This window comes from Paraburkholderia sp. BR10882 (assembly GCF_040948855.1).
GTDB classification, from domain to species: Bacteria; Pseudomonadota; Gammaproteobacteria; order Burkholderiales; family Burkholderiaceae; genus Paraburkholderia; species Paraburkholderia nodosa_A.
The window spans coordinates 16,967-31,554 of record NZ_JBFPKP010000022.1 but is presented as its reverse complement, the minus strand read 5'-3'; the positions used below and the strand labels follow the sequence as shown (position 1 = coordinate 31,554).

Below are 14,588 nucleotides of genomic sequence, written 5' to 3'. Positions count from 1 at the left end.
GGCAATTAGCGTTCGCCGCCCGGCGCACGCGGGTCTTGCGTGGTGCCATGGCGCACGAGGCGTCCGAAGAACGGGTGACCGGGGTCGTTGAACCCCGGTGTCGAGGGATGGCCGCTTGCCACGAGCGAATCGACAAATGCTTCGTCATCCTCATCGAGACGATACTGTAGCGCGGGCAGATAGTCGCGCCATTGCGCTTCGGTGCGCGGTCCAGCGATCGCCGAAGTGATATAGCGGCTATTGAGCACCCAGGCCAGCGCGAATTGCGCGGCGGTGAGGCTGCGCTCCTTTGCATGCGCCTCTACGCGCCGCGCAAGCTCGATCGTTTCGGCGCGCCATTCGGTCTCGCTCAGCCGGCGGTCTTGCCGTCCCGCGCGCGTGTCGGCTCCGGGCTGGGCACCGGGCTCGTACTTGCCGGTCAGCACGCCACGCGCGAGCGGGCTGTATGAGATCACGCCAAGTCCGTAGTGCCAGGCGGCGCTCAACTGCTCCGCCTCGACCTGGCGATTGGCCAGGTTGTAGAGCGGCTGGCTCGCAACGGGCCGCGGCACGCCCAGCAGATCGGCCACGCGGCTGAACTCGGCAATGCGCCAGGCGCGATGATTCGACAGCCCGTAGTGTCTCAGCTTGCCTGCCGCGATCAGATCGCCCAGCGCACGCACGGTTTCCTCGACTGGTGTGTGGTGGTCCTCGCGATGCAGATACACGAGGTCCAGATAATCGGTATCGAGCCGCCCGAGACTCGCTTCGACCGCGCGGATCACGTGCTTGCGCGACGCGCCGGCCGCGTTGATCTCGCGTGGGTTGCCAACGGGGTTGCCGAACTTCGTGGCGAGCACCCAGCGGTCGCGTTGCCGCGCGATATGGCGGCCCACCACGCGCTCCGACTCGCCCTGGTGGTAGACGTCGGCGGTATCGATCGAATTCACGCCTTGCTCCTGCGCGGCTTCGATGATGCGTTCGGCCGTGGCGTCGTCGGTTGGTCCGCCGAACATCATCGTGCCGAGCGTCAGCGTGGAGATTTTCAGGCCGCTATGGCCCAGTTGCCGGTAGTCCATGGATTTTCCTTGAGTCATTCAAACAGTGCGACGTGAGCGCGCTCACCGCGACAGCCAGACATCGGCGAAACTCGCGGCCGTGCCGTCGGGTGAAATGGCGTGGTCGCGCACACGCTTCGAGGCGAGCGTCACCCACTGCGGCGACACGAGATTCAGGTCCGGCAGATCGTGCTCCAGAATGCGCTGGATCTGCACGAACTGCTGCTTGCGCTTCGTTTCATCGCTTTCCCGCGCAGCCTGCGCAAACAGGCCGTCGACTTGCGGGTTGCTGTAGTGCGAGCCGTTGGTGAAGGGCACGCCGGGGCGAAAGTTGTCGGTCGTGTACAAACGCGCTACGCCCACCACCGGATCGAACAGATTGCTCATGCCATTCACGGTGAAATCGAATTGCCGGTCGGTATAGACGCGCTTCAAATACGCCGCGAGATCCTGATTGCGGATCGTCACAGCGATCCCCACGCGGGCGAGCGCCGACTTGATGTATTCGCCCGTGCGGGCGGGCAGGTCGCCGATGGGCAGCGGGTCGAGCGTGAGCGCAAAGCGTGTGCCGTCCGCCTTGCGCGGATAACCGGCCTCGTCGAGCAGACGGTTGGCGCGCGCGATGTCGAACGGGTAGGGCGCGGGTGCCGCGTCATAGTAGGGGTTCGACGGCATCAGCGGGCTCGCGGTGGGCGTCGCGTAGCCGTAGTAGATGACCCTGCGGATCACTTCGCGATCGATCGCCGAGGCAATCGCCTGACGCACCTTCAAGGACTTGAGCACCGGATTGTCGAGATTGAACTCGATGCGCGCCACGCCCGCCTGAAACTCGTAGCCGCGTGTCTCGATGCCGAGCTTCGGATTGGCCTTGAGGCGGTCGAGGTCGGCGAGCGGCACGGGCGTATCGCCGCCGAGATCGACCGAGCCGTCCTCGAACGCCACCGCGCGCGCGGCGGGGTCGGCGATGATCTTCACGATGATGCGGTCCAGATACGGCTTGCCGGCGGTCCAGTAGTCGTCATTGCGCGCATATTCGATGTAGCTGCCGCGCACCCACTTGACGAAGCGAAACGGTCCGGTGCCGATCGGCGCGTTGTTGGCCGGATTCGCGAGCACGTCCTTGCCTTCATAGAGGTGCTTCGGCAGGATCGGCGTTTCCGAAGCCGAGAACGCACGTATCAGCCATGGCGTCGGCTCGCTGAGCGTCAGCACGACCGTATAGGGGTCCGGCGTGGCGATCGCGGTGACGTTCGCGAAGGTGGTGCGCGCTCGCGGATGCACGCGGCGCAGCGTTTCGATCGACCATGCAACGTCGGCCGAGGTAAACGGCGCGCCGTCGTGCCATTTCACGCCGTGCCGCAGATGAAACACATAGCGGCGGCCGCCGTCCTCGATCTCCCATGAGGTGGCGAGCAGCGGCTTGGGCTTCAGATCGAAGTCGTAGTCGAGCAAGCCTTCAATCACTTTCGGGCTGACCTTGAGGACATTCACTGCCGTCGTTGCGACATCCACGAGCGCAGTAGGCTCCGGCGTCACCACGAAATTGAGCGTGCCGCCGCGCGTTTGCGCGTGCGCGGCAACGTGAGCGGCCACGCTCGCCATGACGAGGAGCATGAGAACGACACGGCGTGGCGCCGTGCGCAGGAGGTGAGCGATCATCGGTTCGGCAACAGGCGATAAGAGGAAATGGACGCTGGCAGGCAGCGCCGCTTTGGTTATCCTGCGAGCACGCCGGCACGCTCCGCGCGGCGGGCCAGCGCCGCCTCGAGCGGCGCCGGATCGACCCATTGCGCGAAGTCGAAATCGTCCGCGATAAAGCCCTGCTCAAAGAGAAAGCGCTTGAAGTGCGCGAGCGCGTCGAGCGCTGCGGCATCGAGTCCGATCGCGAGTTGCCGGTGCAGGCCCGCGCCATACGCGCGTGTCACCCAGTGCTCGGCGCTGCGCACTTCGCGGGCGACATAGCGCGTGACTTCGCCGGGATGCGCGCCAGCCCACGCGGCCGCGTCGAGCGTGCGAACCAGCACGCGTTCGACGAGATCGGGGCGTTCGCGCAGCAGGTGCGCATCGACCGTGAGCGGGCGCGGCGTACCGTTGTTGGCGTGCGCCCGCCGGTCGGGATGCGCACTGATGTCGACCAGCACGCGCGCGCCGAGCACGTTGGCGATATCGAGGCCGGTCGCGCCTTTGACGAACACTACGTCGGCCTCGCCGCGCAGCAGCGCCGCCGCCTCGCGGGAAAACTCGTGAGCGCGCTGCGCATCGAGCCATTCGCCGAGCGGTGCCGAGTCGTCCGGTTTTGCGTGGGCGAGGCCACGGGGTGCATGCGGCAGATCCACGAGTTCGACCTCGGCTGACGAGACGCCGATGGCTTCGAGCAGCGTATGAAAGCCACGCAAAGCCGTGGCACGATGGAAATCGACGACGCCAGCGGCGGCATTGATCGGTAATCCGAAGCGGCGCCCCGCGAGCGAAGCGCGCGTGGGCGTGAGGTGCGAATCGAGCGTGATGAGCGCCTGGAACTCATCGACCCAGCTCAAACCGATGAGCCGCGTATCGCTGCCTTGCGCCCGCGCCCATAGCGCCGGTATGTTGCCGCCCTGGCGAAACGACCACGGCTGCGTATGCGTGAAGTGCGAGCGGCGAATGGCCGGGTCGTCGGCGTCCTGCAATGCCTTCACTTCGATGCCGTCGGCAGCGAATTCTTCCTGCAGCAATCCTTGCTGGGCGGCAATGCCGAATGGCGTCGGCGCAGGGCAACGGGTGTACCAGAGCAGCGTCATCAAGATTCCTCGGTGGCGAACAAGGCGCATTGCGCACGATCTCTGCGCGGGCGGCATGGAACAATCGATTATCGGCAAGCGCTTGCGGCGAGGTCAAAGAACGAATCGTGAAATAGGTTCGTGCGCGGAAGTGATTTACTTTGGCCGCAACCCCGTGCTGCCCGATTGCGCGAACCGCCGGCCAACGCAGAGATGCGAATAACAAAATGCGAATTCCGTGGTTAGTCGCGGGCAATGCGCTCCCTATACTTTTCCTTTTGACAAGCCGCCCCGTGGCCGCCCGGGAATCAAACAATTCGCGGGCCTGACAAAAAGGAAAACTCAATGTCCGCTCTTCCCACTCAACTTCCGGTGCGCGCTCGCGCGGCCAGTCTGTCGTTGCAGGATGCGCTCGCCGACTTGCCTGCGCTCGCGAATGAAATCGGCCAAGAGGCGGCTGCGCGCGAAGGGCGTCGCGAATTGCCTTTCGAGGGCTTCGACGCATTCCGGCGCTCGGGGCTGGGACGCCTCCGGCTGCCGGTCGAATGGGGCGGCCTGGGTGGCTCGCTCGTGGACGAATTCGACGTGATCGCCACGCTGGCCGCGGCCGACAGCAATCTCGCCCACGCGCTGCGGATTCACTACGACCAGACCGAAGCGCTGCTGCTGTCGGCTCGCACGCCGTTCAACGATCTGCAGATCCAGCGTGTGATCGACGGCGCGATTTTCGGCGGCGCCTCGACCGAACTGGGGACGTCGCGTCCGGGCGAATACACCACGGCGCTCCGGCGCGACGGCGAGCATTACCGGCTCGACGGCCGCAAGTACTATTCGACCGGCACGGCCTTTTCCGACTACGCGCGCCTGAGCGTGCTGAACGACGAGGGGCAACCGGTGGTGGCGATCGTGCCGGTGCGGCGCGAAGGACTCACGGTCCTCGACGACTGGGACGGCATGGGGCAGCGCATGACGGCGAGCGGCAGTCTCGTGTTCGAGAACCTGCTGGTGCGTGCGGAAGAAATCACCGAACGCGGCTTGGCCACGCTCGCCGGCCGTCATGGCGGCGCGCTGCGGCAACTCCACCTGGTGGCGGTGGCCGCCGGCATCGTTCGCAACGTGGTCGCGGACGCGAAGCGCTACGTGGTGGAGCATGGGCGCCCCGTACTGCACAGCACGGCGCCCTCCGCACGCGAGGATGCCTTCATTCAGCAGGTCGTCGGCACGCTCTCCGCGCACAGCCATGCGATCGACGCGCTGGTGCGCGAGAACGCCCGCACGCTCGATCGATCGGCGCAGGCGATCCGCGCGGGTGCGCCGGACGCCGATCAGCTCGTGCTGGAAGGCGCACTGGCGACGGCGCGCACGCAACTCGTGGTGAGCAAGCTGGCGCTCGAAGCCGCCGAGCGCCTGTTCGAAGCCGGCGGAGCTTCGGCCACTTCGCGCGCGCACAATTTCGACCGGCACTGGCGCAACCTGCGCACGATCTTCAGTCACAACCCGCTGCTGCACAAAGCGCGCGTCGTGGGCGACTATGCCCTGAACGGCGTGACGACCCACCTCACCGAAGGCCGCGTTTTTTGAAACCCACGATCGAGGGAGTGTCCAAAGAATGAGCCGAATTTCGTCGCGCCGCCTGCATCTGAACGTCAATATCCTGCATTCGGGCTTCGTGCCATCGGCGTGGCGTCTCGCCGATGCCGATCCCCGCGCATTCGTGGACGTGGCGCACTATGTGCGGGTCGCGCAACTCGCTGAAAGCGCGAAATTCGATGCGGTCTTTCTTGCCGACAACGCGGCGATCATCGACCAGATCGACTTCCGTCCGATCACGGCGCTCGAGCCCACGGTACTGCTCGCTAGCATTGCGGCGGCGACCACGCTCATCGGCGTGATTGGCACGGCTTCCACGAGCTACAACGAGCCGTACAACATCGCGCGTCGCTTCGCCACGCTCGATCATGTCAGCCGTGGCCGTGCGGGCTGGAACGTCGTGACGACGGCCGATTTGCCGTCGGCGCGCAATTTCGGCCACGCTACGGTGCCCGATCACGCACAGCGCTATGCGCGGGCCGCGGAGTTCACGGAACTCGTCAAGGCCCTCTGGGACAGCTGGGACGACGACGCCTTTATCGGCGACAAGGCGAGCGGCCGTTTCATCGACGTGACGAAGGTGCGGCCCGTTGCGCACGAAGGGCGCTTTTTCAGGGTGCAGGGGCCGCTGAATCTTCCGCGTACACCTCAAGGTCATCCTGTGCTCGTGCAGGCCGGTGGGTCGGGGGATGGCCGCGATCTCGCGGCGCGTCATGCCGAGGCCGTATTCTCCGCTTCGCAATCGTTCGAGGAATCGGTGGCGTACCGGCGCGACCTCAATGCGCGCGCCGCAGCATACGGGCGCCCGCAGGGCGTGAAGGTGCTCGCGGGCCTCACGACGATCATCGGCGCAACCGAAGCCGAGGCGCTGCGGCGGCGCGACGAACTCGTCGAGCAGATTCCCTGGCGCTACAGCCTCACGCGTCTGGCCGGCACACTGGGCCTTTCACCCGATCAGCTCGACCTCGACGCGCGCCTGCCGGATAACCTCGCGCTACCCAACGGCGGCAATGGCAATCACACGTTCTTCCATGCCACGATCGCCGAGGCGCGGCGAGGCGGCCACACGGTGCGCGAGTTGATCCGCGCGCTCGCGGGCGGCGGCGGTCATCGCGTGATCGTCGGCACACCTGAGCAGATCGCCAACGATATCGAGCACTGGTTCAAGGGCGAGGCCGCCGACGGCTTCAACCTCATGCCGGACGCGCTGCCGGACGGGCTGGAGGCGTTCGTTGACGGCGTAGTGCCGATCCTGCAACGGCGTGGGCTCTTTCGAACCGAATACGAAGGCAATACCTTACGCTCGCATCTGGGGCTCGAGCGGCCTGCCGTGGGCGTGGCGGCGATTGGCGAGGAGCTTCAGCGCGTCTGACGTGGGGCTTGCGCGGCGCGCTTCGGGCGCCGCGAGTATGCCACTCAGCGGCGCAGGCCGGCCTCGCGCAGCAAAGGCAGCACGCGTTCGCCAAAAAAGTCGAGGTCGGGCTGAAAATCGTAAAAGCTCAGTTGCACGCCGTCGACGCCTGCCGCGTGAAGCTCGATGATCTTGTCGGCCACCTCTTCAGGCGAGCCCACGATCGCGATGTTGCCGCCCACCGCGCGTGAGGCGGCCTTCGCACGATCTTCGAAACCGCCGCGCCAGGCATGTGCGTCGCTGTCGAAACGGTGAAAACTTCCCTCGTCGGCATGTGCGACGATGGCATCGTGATAGGCGCGTGCCTCGGCGGACGTCTCGCGGCAGATCACCATCGGGTTGATGAGCGTGCGCACCTCGCGCCCATACGCGCGCGCCGCGGCCTTCACGCGCGCGGTGTGCGCGGGCAGCGCTTCCAGCGCGCGATCGATCTGCGGTCCCGCCGGGCTCGTGATGAACACCACGTCGGAGTAGCGCGCGGCGAAGTCGATCCCCGCGTCGGAGCCCGTCGCGTTGATGAGCAGCGGGCGCCCATAGCGCGGCTTGGGCGTGACGTACGCGCCTTGCAGGCGCCAGCTCGAAATTTCAGGCTCGAAACTGAAGTTGTCCGGTTGCGCCCACAACTGCTGCACGGCGTCGAGAAATTCGGCCGCCATCTCATAGCGCCGGTCGTGCTCGATGCGGTTCCAGCCAAACATTTCGTGTTCGACGGCGCGGTGCCCCGTCACCACGTTGACGCCCCAGCGTCCGCGCGAGATGTGGTCGAGTGTAGCCGTGAACTTCGCGAAATGCAGCGGGTGCCACGGCCCGTAGAGCACATGGGTCGTGGCGGCCAGGATGATGCGCTCGGTGCGCGCGGTCAGCGCCGCCAGCGTCATGAACGAGTCGAGCGCATGGCCGTCGAACACGCCGCCATAGCCGCCTTTCGGCAGCCATTGCGACAGGGCGAAAACGAGATCGAATCCGAGCGCTTCGCACTTCTGCACGAGCGCGGCGTTGTAGTCGAACGACCAGTCCGTACCGCGCGGCAGCGTCGATGCGCTCCAGCCGCCAGCCTGGATCGGCAGGAACAGCCCCAGCATGAGCGGCTGCGCGAATGCACGCGCCACGGGACTATCGGAGAAGGCGGCGGGGGAGGCTACAGGCACGAAGGGCGTCGACGCCACGGAGGAAGTGCGCGGCTCGGCCACGGGAATTTCGCTCAAGACAGACACCTTGGAGGTCGTTGCGGCGCGGGGCGCCGTGCTAGTCGATTGGTCGATCCATTGATTAAACACGTGCCGCTCGCGAATAACAAAGAAGCTTTTCTGCTTTCCAATTGCGTTGTCGCGCTGCTGCTTCGGCGCGGCGGGTCATATGGATAGCAGCATCGCTTGGTTAGCGCGCGAAGAGGCCGTTGCTACGATTGCAGCACTGTCGCCACGGCGCGAATTTCCCGGCTCGCGCAGATCGCAACGTTTAGCCTCTCGTAGCTTCACTGATATCGGAACGCATCAGCATGTCACGTTTGACCCGTCGTGAGTTTCTCATTGCAAGCGGCGCGGCCGCCGCCGCCGCGGGGTTGCCCGTGCTTGCGCGCGCCCAGGACGCCATCGCGCGCAAGCGCGGTGGCACGTTGAACGTGCTGATCAATCCCGAGCCGCCCGTGCTGGTATCGATCTTCCAGACCACGGGACCGGCGCTCGCCGCAAGCTCGAAGGTGCTGGAAGGACTCCTTGCTTATGACTTCGACCTGAAGCCACAACCGCAACTGGCCACCGCCTGGAGCGTGAGCCCCGACGGTCTGCGCTACACCTTCAGGCTGCGTCAGAACGTGCGCTGGCACGATGGCCAGCCGTTCACTTCCGCGGACGTGGCGTTTTCGGTCGATTTGCTCAAAGCGATACATCCGCGCGGACGCAGTACCTTTGCTAACGTGACGCAAGTGCAGACGCCCGACGCGAGCACGGCCATCATCGAATTGTCGAAGCCCGCGCCGTTTCTGCTCAAGGCGCTCTCGGCGGGCGAGTCGCCGATCGTGCCGAAGCATCTGTACGCCACGGGTGACCCGCTCACGAACCCGCACAACAACGCGCCGATTGGCACCGGGCCGTTCCGCTTCAAGTCGTGGACGCGCGGCGCGAGCATTGTCTACGAGCGCAATCCCGACTACTGGGACGCTGGCAAGCCGTATGTCGATGCGCTCGTCTACAAGGTCATTCCCGATCCGGCCGCGCGCTCGGCGGCGTTCGAAACCGGCGCGCTCGATCTGGGCGGCGAGAACCCCGTGCCGCTGACCGACTTGCCGCGCCTCACGCAATTACCGCAGCTCGTGACGGAAACGCGTGGCTACCGCTTCCTCGAGCCTTTGGCCGAGATCGATTTCAATCTCGATCATCCGGTGTTGAAGGACCCACGCGTGCGCCAGGCCATCGCGCACGCCATCAATGCGCAGGTCGTGCAGAAGACCGTGGCCTACGGTTATGCGGACGTCTCGCCCACGCCCATCACGCCCGCCTCGCCGTATCACGATGCGCAGATCACGCCCTATGCGTTCGATCCGCATGCGGCCGAGGCGCTGCTCGACGCCGCGGGCAAGCCGCGCGGCGCGGATGGCGTGCGCTTCAAGCTGACGCACGATTACCTGCCGTATGGCGACATGTACCAGCGCCAGGCCGGCTACGTGAAATCGGCGCTCGCGCGCGTGGGGATCGACGTCACGGTGCGCTCGCAGGATCTGCCGTCTTTTCTCAAGCGTGTCTACGCCGACCGCCAGTTCGATTTCACGAGCATCGGCGTCAACACGCTGTTCGATCCGGCCGTGGGCGTGCAGCGCCTGTACTGGTCGAAGAATATCCGCCCCGGCGTGCCGTTCTCGAATGCGCCGCATTACAGCAGCGCGGAAGCGGACCGTCTGCTCGAAGCGGCGTCGGTCGAAATCGACGAAAGCCGCCGCGTGAGCCTCTACAAGCAGTTCCAGCAAACCGTTTACCGCGATCTGCCGATCCTCAATCTCGTCGCGCCGCGCATGGTCACGCTCGCCAACCGGCGCGTGCACGATCACACGGTGAGCGCGCAGGGCCTGGAAGGCAACTTCGCCGATGTGTGGCTGAGTGCCTGAGCGCGTGCCAAACGCGCATCGCACCCTCGACGGAGCCCAACGATGAGCCGAAGCGCCCGCTGGCAAACGATCCTGCGCCGCACCGCCTGGCAGGCGGTGCCTACGGTGCTGGGCATCGCGATCCTCAACTTCTTCCTGCTCAAGCTGATGCCGGGCGACGCCGCCGACGTGATCGCCGGCGAAGCCGGCTCCGCGACGACGGAAACGATGACGATGCTGCGCGCGAAGTTCGGGCTCGACCAGCCCTTGCTGGTGCAGATCGGGACGTACCTGAAGCATCTCGCGCATTTCAGCCTTGGCTACTCGCCGCGTTACGACATGCCCGTGATGCAGCTCATTCTTTCGCGCTTGCCCAACACTTTGCTGCTGATGGGCGTGGCGCTGTCGCTCGCGCTCGTCGTCGGCGTGGCGCTCGGCGCCGTGATGGCGCACTGGGCCGGCAAGTGGCCCGACCGCGTGCTGTCGGTGTTCGCGCTGCTGTTCTATTCGACGCCTGGATTCTGGATCGGCCTGCTCGCCATCATTCTGTTCGCGGTCCGGCTAGGGTGGCTGCCGAGCGGCGGCAACATCACGATCGGGGCGGACCTGCACGGCTTCGCCTACGTCGCCGATGTCGCGAGGCACGTGTTGCTGCCCGCGGCGACGCTCGCCACCTTCTTCGTCGCGATCTACGCGCGCATTACGCGTGCCGCGATGATCGAAGTGCAGCGCCAGGACTTCGTGCGCACGGCGCACGCGAAAGGTCTGCATCCGTGGCGCGTGACCTTGCGGCACGTGCTGCGTAACGCGCTGATGCCGCTCACCACGCTCGTGGGGCTGCATTTCGGCACGCTGCTTGGCGGCGCGGCGGTAACGGAGACGGTATTCAGCTGGCCGGGGCTGGGCCGCCTTGCACTCGACGCGGTGCTGGCGCGCGACTTCAGCGTGCTGCTAGGCGTGCTGCTGCTGTCGTCGCTGCTCGTGATCGTCGCGAACGTCGTGGTCGATCTGCTGCAAGCATGGCTCGATCCGCGCATAGGCTAACGGAGGAACCGCAATGAGTTTCGAATCGCCGGATCTGCCGGTTGACGCACGACGTGCGGCCGCGCGCCAGGGTTCGCCGTGGCGGCGACAGTTGGCGTTCGCGCTGCTTGGCCGCCGCGGCGCCGAGCGCGACAGCGCGCCCGCGCGCCGTGCCGGGCACGCTTTCTGGCGCGCGTTGCTGCGCAACCCTTCGGCCTGCGCTGGCCTTGTGCTGCTCGCGGCATTTGTCGTGCTCGCCGTGCTCGCGCCGCGGCTCTACCCGGGCGATCCGCTCGACATGGTGGGCGGCCCGTTCGAATGGCCGGGCAGCGACCCGCAATTCTGGCTGGGCACCGATTCGCTCGGGCGCGACGTCGCAGCCGGCATCGCGCATGGCGCGCGCGTTTCGCTGCTGATCGGCGCGGCCTCGGCAGGCATCGGACTCGTGATCGGCACGCTCGTGGGCGCCACCGGCGGCTATTTCGGAGGCCTGATCGACGACACGCTGGTGCGTCTCACCGAGCTGTTCCAGACCGTGCCGTCCTTTCTGCTGGTGATCGTGCTCGTAGCGATCGGGCGGCCCAACGTGGTGGTGATCGCGCTCGCCATTGGCGTTGCCTCGTGGCCGACAGTCGCGCGGATCGTGCGCGCGGAATTCCGCACGCTGCGGCGCTCTGACTTCGTGCTTGCGGCGCGCAGCCAGGGATTCAGCAACACGCGCATCATCTTCGGCGAAATCCTGCCCAATGCGCTGCCGCCCGTGATCGTCACGGCTTCGGTGATGGTGGCGAGCGCGATCCTCATCGAATCGTCGTTGTCGTTCCTCGGCATGGGCGACCCCAATGTGATGAGCTGGGGGGCGATGATCGGCGCCGGTCGCGATTCGCTGCGCACGGCGTGGTATCTCACGGCGATTCCCGGCGCGGCCATCGTCCTCGCGGTGCTCGCCCTCAATCTGCTCGGCGACGGCCTGACCGAAGCCCTCAATCCGCGGCAGCGGCAACGACCGTAAAGGTGCCACGTGAGCCAACTGCTGGAAGTACGCGATTTGCGCGTGAGTTTTGGGGCGCACGATGCGGTGCGCGGCGTGAGCTTCGACATCGCGGCGGGAGAGATACTCGCGTTGGTGGGCGAGTCGGGCAGCGGCAAGTCCGCCACGGCGCTCTCGCTCATGCAGCTCGTTCCCGAGCCAGGACGCGTCACGGGTAGCGTGCGCTTCGAAGGACGCGAGCTGCTGGGCTTGCCGCGCGGGGCGGTGCGCGATCTGCGCGGCAAACAGATCTCGATGATCTTTCAGGAGCCGATGACCTCGCTGAACCCCGTGCTCAGCGTGGGCGCGCAGATCGTGGAGACGCTGCGTCAGCACGAGGCGCTGTCGCGCCGGGCCGCTCGCGCGCGTGCCGTCGAGCTGCTCGATCTCGTGCGCATTGCCGAGCCGCAGCGCCGCTTCGACGACTATCCGCACGAGCTATCGGGCGGCCAGCGGCAGCGCGTGATGATTGCGATGGCCGTGGCGTGCCGCCCGCGTCTGCTGATCGCCGACGAACCCACGACCGCACTCGACGTGACGATCCAGGCGCGCATCCTCGAACTGCTCGACGCGCTGCGCCGGGAGCTGTCGATGTCGCTCCTGCTGATCACGCACGACCTGGGCGTCGTGGCCGATCATGCGGACCGCGTGGCGGTAATGCTGGCCGGGCGCAAGGTAGAAGAAGCGCCGACGGCGGATCTCTTCGCGCGCCCGCGCCACGCGTACACGCGAGGGCTCCTCGGCGCTTCGCTCAATCTCGCCGACGATCTGCACTACCGCTCGTGGACCTTGCCGGAAATCCGCCACACGGCACCGGCCGGTCGCGTGGATCGCACCGACGAGGAGGCGGGCTTCGTGGTGGTGCCGCGCAAGGTGCCCGAGTGTACGGCATCGGGCCTTCAGACGACGGACGCCGCGCCGCTGCTCGCCGTGCGCGACCTGCGCGTGGCGTACGCGCAGCGCCATGGCGCGCCGGCACTTCACGCCGTCGACGGTGTCTCGTTCGAGATTGGCCGGGGCGAGTCGGTCGGGCTCGTGGGCGAGTCGGGCTGCGGCAAGTCCACGCTTTCGCGTGCGATCATGCGCCTCGTGCCGGTTGCGGGCGGATCGATCGCGCTTGACGGCACGGAACTCGTCCCGCTCCGCGAGCGCGCGTTGCGGCCGTTACGGCGCAAGGTGCAGATGGTCTTTCAGGATCCCTATGCGTCGCTGAACCCGCGTCGCACCGTGGGTGACATTCTCGAAACCGTGCTGGCTGTGAATGGGGTTGGCGAAGCGGCGGCGCGCCGCGTGCGTGTGCGCTCGGTACTCGAACGCGTGGGCCTTCCCGCGGCGGCGCTCGCGCGCTTTCCGCATGAATTCTCGGGCGGCCAGCGTCAGCGCATCGGTATTGCGCGCGCGCTCGTGCTCGAACCCGCATTGCTGATCTGCGACGAGCCGGTGTCGGCGCTGGATGTCTCGATCCAGGCGCAAATTCTCAATCTGCTCGTCGAACTCAAGCGCGAGCTGGGGCTTTCCATGCTCTTCATTTCGCACGATCTTTCGGTCGTGCGCTACATCGCCGACCGTGTGCACGTGATGCAACAGGGCAAGATCGTCGAGAGCGGCGACCATCAGGACATCTGGCGCGCACCGTGCCATCCGTATACGCGTGCGCTGCTCGCTGCGATTCCAGGGCGCGAGCTGGAGGCCGAAGCGGCCTGAAGCGCGGGGTAGTGGGGCAGCGATCAGCTGCGATTCCGGTTTGGGTGCTTCAATGTGTATTGCACCGCCTTTGCCGGTTGACCGAGGCGATTCACGATGCCGAGCTCCGATCCACTACCGATGCTGGCCCCTATGACGAACCGTACCGAAATCAAGGCCCTCGTATTCGACGTCTTCGGCACCGTCGTGGACTGGCGACGCGGCGTCGCGAGGGAAGCCGCCGCTTTTCTGCAACGCCACGCGCCTCATCTCGACGCTTTCGAGTTCGCCGACACCTGGCGCCGCGAGTATTCGCCTGCCATGGAGGAAATCCGCAGCGGCCGCCAGCCCAACGTGCGCCTCGACGTGCTGCATCGCGAGAATCTCGTGAAGGTGCTGGCGCGCAGCGGTATTGCCGCAGCGACGGACGCCGAGATCGACGAACTCAACCTGGCCTGGCATCGCCTCGATCCATGGCCCGACTCGGTCGAGGCGCTGAATCGTCTGAAACGCCGCTTCATCATCGCTCCCTTGTCGAACGGCAACATCCGGCTCATGGTGGACATTGCGAGGCGCGCCGGCCTGCCATGGGATGCCATTCTCGGCGCCGAAGTGGTGCGCGCTTACAAGCCGTCGCCGCAGGTGTACACGGAAACGGCGGACATTCTGGGTCTCGCGCCCGCCGAAGTATGCCTCGTCGCGGCGCATAACGGCGACCTGGCCGCGGCGCGCCGGCTTGGCCTTTCGACGGCCTTCGTCGTGCGGCGGACCGAGCACGGTCCCGATCAGAAAACAGACCTGAAAGCGGAGCAGGCCTGGGATTTCGTGGTGAACGATTTAAACGAGCTTGCGAGTCAGCTCGATGCCTCGATAGATTGAGGTTTTAAAGGGCATTGTCAAAGCACACGGGCAGGCGGACACCGAGGCGTCTGCCTGCCCGTACTCAGATCGCCGCTGGCGCGGCGTTCACGTTGCG

The 14,588-nt window shown here is 66.1% G+C and carries 11 protein-coding genes; 7 read left to right on the top strand and 4 right to left on the bottom strand.

Going from position 1 to position 14,588, the window contains the following annotated elements; all coding sequences use genetic code 11:
• Positions 1-5: 5 nt before the first annotated feature.
• The 3 genes from AB3X99_RS34535 to AB3X99_RS34525 are packed head-to-tail and all read right to left on the bottom strand — an operon-like array spanning position 6 to position 3,817.
• Positions 6-1,058: an aldo/keto reductase gene (locus AB3X99_RS34535; RefSeq protein WP_069268014.1), complete on the bottom strand. Its 1,053-nt coding sequence runs from the start codon at positions 1,056-1,058 to the stop codon at positions 6-8.
• Positions 1,059-1,100: 42 nt separating this feature from the next.
• The gene (locus tag AB3X99_RS34530; RefSeq protein WP_368619542.1) at positions 1,101-2,696 is read right to left on the bottom strand and encodes an ABC transporter substrate-binding protein; all 1,596 of its coding nucleotides are present in this window, start codon (positions 2,694-2,696) and stop codon (positions 1,101-1,103) included.
• A gap of 56 nt (positions 2,697-2,752) precedes the next feature.
• Complete coding sequence (locus AB3X99_RS34525) at positions 2,753-3,817, bottom strand: ABC transporter substrate-binding protein (RefSeq protein WP_368619541.1); 1,065 nt, start codon at positions 3,815-3,817, stop codon at positions 2,753-2,755.
• Between the two features lie 324 nt (positions 3,818-4,141).
• Between AB3X99_RS34525 and AB3X99_RS34520 the strand changes: the two genes are divergently transcribed.
• Complete coding sequence (locus AB3X99_RS34520; RefSeq protein WP_368619540.1) at positions 4,142-5,377, top strand: acyl-CoA dehydrogenase family protein; 1,236 nt, start codon at positions 4,142-4,144, stop codon at positions 5,375-5,377.
• A gap of 28 nt (positions 5,378-5,405) precedes the next feature.
• The gene (locus tag AB3X99_RS34515) at positions 5,406-6,758 is read left to right on the top strand and encodes an LLM class flavin-dependent oxidoreductase (RefSeq protein WP_069268018.1); all 1,353 of its coding nucleotides are present in this window, start codon (positions 5,406-5,408) and stop codon (positions 6,756-6,758) included.
• Positions 6,759-6,802: 44 nt separating this feature from the next.
• Here the strand turns inward: AB3X99_RS34515 and AB3X99_RS34510 are convergent, their stop codons facing one another.
• Positions 6,803-7,993: an LLM class flavin-dependent oxidoreductase gene (locus AB3X99_RS34510; protein ID WP_256094982.1), complete on the bottom strand. Its 1,191-nt coding sequence runs from the start codon at positions 7,991-7,993 to the stop codon at positions 6,803-6,805.
• 302 nt (positions 7,994-8,295) lie between these two features.
• On the opposite strand from AB3X99_RS34510, the gene AB3X99_RS34505 reads away from it, so the two are divergent.
• The 5 genes from AB3X99_RS34505 (at position 8,296) to AB3X99_RS34485 (ending at position 14,491) form a co-directional block, all read left to right on the top strand.
• Positions 8,296-9,897 (top strand): ABC transporter substrate-binding protein, encoded by a 1,602-nt coding sequence (locus AB3X99_RS34505; RefSeq protein WP_069268020.1) that lies wholly within the window; start codon positions 8,296-8,298, stop codon positions 9,895-9,897.
• 42 nt (positions 9,898-9,939) lie between these two features.
• Positions 9,940-10,920 (top strand): ABC transporter permease, encoded by a 981-nt coding sequence (locus AB3X99_RS34500; protein WP_368619539.1) that lies wholly within the window; start codon positions 9,940-9,942, stop codon positions 10,918-10,920.
• A gap of 13 nt (positions 10,921-10,933) precedes the next feature.
• Positions 10,934-11,911, top strand: a complete 978-nt coding sequence (locus tag AB3X99_RS34495) for an ABC transporter permease (RefSeq protein WP_368619538.1) — start codon at positions 10,934-10,936, stop codon at positions 11,909-11,911.
• Between the two features lie 9 nt (positions 11,912-11,920).
• Positions 11,921-13,633 (top strand): ABC transporter ATP-binding protein, encoded by a 1,713-nt coding sequence (locus AB3X99_RS34490; protein ID WP_368619537.1) that lies wholly within the window; start codon positions 11,921-11,923, stop codon positions 13,631-13,633.
• A 132-nt stretch (positions 13,634-13,765) separates the two neighbouring features.
• Positions 13,766-14,491, top strand: coding sequence for a haloacid dehalogenase type II (locus AB3X99_RS34485; protein ID WP_368619536.1), 726 nt, complete (start codon positions 13,766-13,768; stop codon positions 14,489-14,491).
• The last annotated feature ends 97 nt before the right edge of the window (positions 14,492-14,588 follow it).

Excerpts from the sequence above, each read along its gene's own strand:
- AB3X99_RS34535 (WP_069268014.1), bottom strand. The coding sequence starts at position 1,058 with ATGGACTACCGGCAACTGGGCCATAGCGGCCTGAAAATCTCCACGCTG.
- AB3X99_RS34530 (WP_368619542.1), bottom strand. The coding sequence starts at position 2,696 with ATGATCGCTCACCTCCTGCGCACGGCGCCACGCCGTGTCGTTCTCATG.
- AB3X99_RS34525 (WP_368619541.1), bottom strand. The coding sequence starts at position 3,817 with ATGACGCTGCTCTGGTACACCCGTTGCCCTGCGCCGACGCCATTCGGC.
- AB3X99_RS34520 (WP_368619540.1), top strand. The coding sequence starts at position 4,142 with ATGTCCGCTCTTCCCACTCAACTTCCGGTGCGCGCTCGCGCGGCCAGT.
- AB3X99_RS34515 (WP_069268018.1), top strand. The coding sequence starts at position 5,406 with ATGAGCCGAATTTCGTCGCGCCGCCTGCATCTGAACGTCAATATCCTG.
- AB3X99_RS34505 (WP_069268020.1), top strand. The coding sequence starts at position 8,296 with ATGTCACGTTTGACCCGTCGTGAGTTTCTCATTGCAAGCGGCGCGGCC.
- AB3X99_RS34500 (WP_368619539.1), top strand. The coding sequence starts at position 9,940 with ATGAGCCGAAGCGCCCGCTGGCAAACGATCCTGCGCCGCACCGCCTGG.
- AB3X99_RS34495 (WP_368619538.1), top strand. The coding sequence starts at position 10,934 with ATGAGTTTCGAATCGCCGGATCTGCCGGTTGACGCACGACGTGCGGCC.
- AB3X99_RS34485 (WP_368619536.1), top strand. The coding sequence starts at position 13,766 with ATGACGAACCGTACCGAAATCAAGGCCCTCGTATTCGACGTCTTCGGC.